Below are 2,979 nucleotides of genomic sequence, written 5' to 3'. Positions count from 1 at the left end.
GCCTTATTTCAGGCTTATAAAAAGGAGTTAGGTTCTTCCTACACACGTGATGACTTTTATCAACTCTTGAAGCGCCATGGTTGGCGAAATATTAGGCCACGTCCAGAACATCCCAAGAAAGCAGACTCTCAAACCATTGTCGCGTCTAAAAATAAAATCTCAATTCAAGAAGACAAGAAAGCGCTTTAAAACCAGTAGGCATTTTCGTAAGGTTCGCTTGATGTACCAAGATGAGGCTGGTTTCGGTAGAATCAGTAAACTGGGATCTTGTTGGGCTCCAATAGGAGTAGGTCCACATGTCCATAGTCACTATATACGAGAATTTTGCTATTGTTATGGAGCTGTTGATGCCCATACAGGCGAATCATTTTTCTTAATCGCTGGTGGATGTCATACTGAGTGGATGAACGCCTTTTTAGAAGAGCTTTCACAAGCTTATCCAGATGATTATCTTTTACTCGTTATGGACAATGCCATATGGCATAAATCAAGTACCTTAAAGATTCCGACTAATATTGGCTTTACCTTTATTCCTCCATACACACCAGAGATGAACCCCATTGAACAAGTGTGGAAAGAGATTCGTAAACGTGGATTTAAGAATAAAGCCTTTCGAACTTTGGAAGATGTCATGAATCAACTTCAAGATGTTATACAAGGACTGGAGAAGGAGGTGATAAAGTCCATCGTTAATCGGAGATGGACTAGAATGCTTTTTTGGCATAAATGAACAATTTTATTTTTCAGAATAGATCAAATATAACAAATAACTCTTAAAATTCAGAAAATTCTATTGACAGAACTTGAAAAAGGGTCTATAATGAATAAAAAACAAAGGAGAATGCTATGAAAACAAGAAAAGCATTGGCTCTTGTGGGAGTAACTTTATTAGCAGCTGGTGTTTTAGCTGCTTGTTCTGGGGGTTCAGGCGCTCAAGGTGAAAAGACCTTTGCGTTTACCTACGAAACACATCCAGATAATCTCAACTATTTGACAACTGGTAAGGCAGCAACTTCTGAGATTACTAGTAATGTGATTGATGGATTGCTTGAAAATGATAAATACGGGAACCTTGTTCCTTCATTGGCAGAAGACTGGTCAGTTTCTAAGGATGGCTTGACTTATACTTATAAGATTCGTCAGGATGCCAAGTGGTATACATCTGAGGGAGAAGAGTATGCTCCTGTTAAGGCTCAGGACTTTGTGACAGGTCTTAAATATGCAACAGATAAGAAAGCGGATGCTCTTTACTTGGTACAGGATTCAATCAAAGGTCTGGATGCCTATGCAAAAGGTGAAATCACAGACTTTGCTCAAGTTGGGATTAAAGCCCTTGACGATCAGACAGTTCAATACACCTTGAACAAACCTGAAACTTTTTGGAATTCTAAAACAACTATGGGTGTGCTTGCGCCAGTCAATGAAGAGTTTTTGAATTCAAAAGGGGATGATTTTGCCAAAGCTACGGATCCAAGTAGTCTCTTGTATAATGGACCTTATTTGTTGAAATCCATTGTGACAAAATCCTCTGTTGAATTTGCGAAAAATCCGAACTACTGGGATAAGGACAATGTGCATATTGACAAGGTCAAATTGTCATTCTGGGATGGTCAAGATACTAGCAAACCTGCAGAAAACTTTAAAGATGGTAGCCTTACAGCAGCTCGTCTCTATCCAACAAGTGCAAGTTTCGCAGAGCTTGAGAAGAGTATGAAGGACAATATTGTCTATACTCAACAAGACTCTATTACGTATCTAGTTGGTACAAATATTGACCGTCAGTCCTATAAATACACATCTAAGACTAGCGAAGAACAAAAGACATCGACTAAAAAGGCTCTCTTAAACAAGGATTTCCGTCAGGCTATTGCCTTTGGTTTTGATCGTACAGCCTATGCCTCTCAGTTGAATGGACAAACTGGAGCAAGCAAAATCTTACGTAATATCTTTGTTCCACCAACATTTGTTCAAGCAGATGGTAAAAACTTTGGTGAGTTGGTCAAAGAGAAATTGCTCACTTATGGGGATGAATGGAAGGATGTTAATCTTGCAGATTCACAAGATGGTCTTTACAATCCAGAAAAAGCCAAGGCTGAATTTGCTAAAGCTAAATCAGCCTTACAAGCAGAAGGTGTGACATTCCCAATTCATTTGGATATGCCAGTTGACCAAACAGCAACTACAAAAGTTCAGCGCGTCCAATCTATGAAACAATCCTTGGAAGCGACTTTAGGAGCTGATAATGTCATTATTGATATTCAACAACTACAAAAAGACGAAGTAAACAATATTACATATTTTGCTGAAAATGCTGCTGGTGAAGACTGGGATTTATCAGATAATGTCGGTTGGGGTCCAGACTTTGCCGATCCATCAACCTACCTTGATATCATCAAACCATCTGTAGGAGAAAGTACTAAAACATATTTAGGGTTTGACTCAGGGGAAGATAATGTAGCTGCTAAAAAAGTAGGTCTATATGACTACGAAAAATTGGTTACTGAAGCTGGTGATGAGACTACAGATGTTGCTAAACGATATGATAAATACGCAGCAGCCCAAGCTTGGTTGACAGATAGTGCCTTGATTATTCCAACTACATCTCGTACAGGGCGTCCAATCTTGTCTAAGATGGTACCATTTACAATACCATTTGCATTGTCAGGAAATAAAGGTACAAGCGACCCAGTCTTGTATAAATACTTGGAACTTCAAGACAAGGCAGTTACTGCAGATGAATACCAAAAAGCTCAAGAAAAATGGATGAAAGAAAAAGCAGAATCCAATAAAAAAGCGCAAGAAGAACTTGCCAAACATGTCAAATAAAACAAAAAGAGACTGAGTCAAAAGTCCTAAAAATAAGAAAAACGCATAGTATCAAGGTACAATTCTGAACTGCACCCCAAAAGTTAGACAGAAAAAATCTAACTTTTGGGGTATTTTTATTATGAAATTAACTTATGATGATAAAGTTCAGAT

At 38.3% G+C, this 2,979-nt stretch carries 1 protein-coding gene and 1 pseudogene; both read left to right on the top strand.

Annotated elements, in window-relative coordinates:
• Positions 1–730: pseudogene (locus tag HT729_RS11460) on the top strand (IS630 family transposase); the annotation flags it as partial.
• A gap of 116 nt (positions 731–846) precedes the next feature.
• Positions 847–2,826, top strand: a complete 1,980-nt coding sequence (locus HT729_RS11455; protein WP_172932034.1) for a peptide ABC transporter substrate-binding protein — start codon at positions 847–849, stop codon at positions 2,824–2,826.
• Positions 2,827–2,979: the final 153 nt, after the last annotated feature.

This window comes from Streptococcus sp. 79 (assembly GCF_013277425.1).
Taxonomy (GTDB): domain Bacteria; phylum Bacillota; class Bacilli; order Lactobacillales; family Streptococcaceae; genus Streptococcus; species Streptococcus pseudopneumoniae.
Note: the sequence above shows the minus strand (reverse complement) of the source record. Positions and strands in the feature narration are given on the sequence as shown.

Excerpts from the sequence above, each read along its gene's own strand:
- HT729_RS11455 (WP_172932034.1), top strand. The coding sequence starts at position 847 with ATGAAAACAAGAAAAGCATTGGCTCTTGTGGGAGTAACTTTATTAGCA.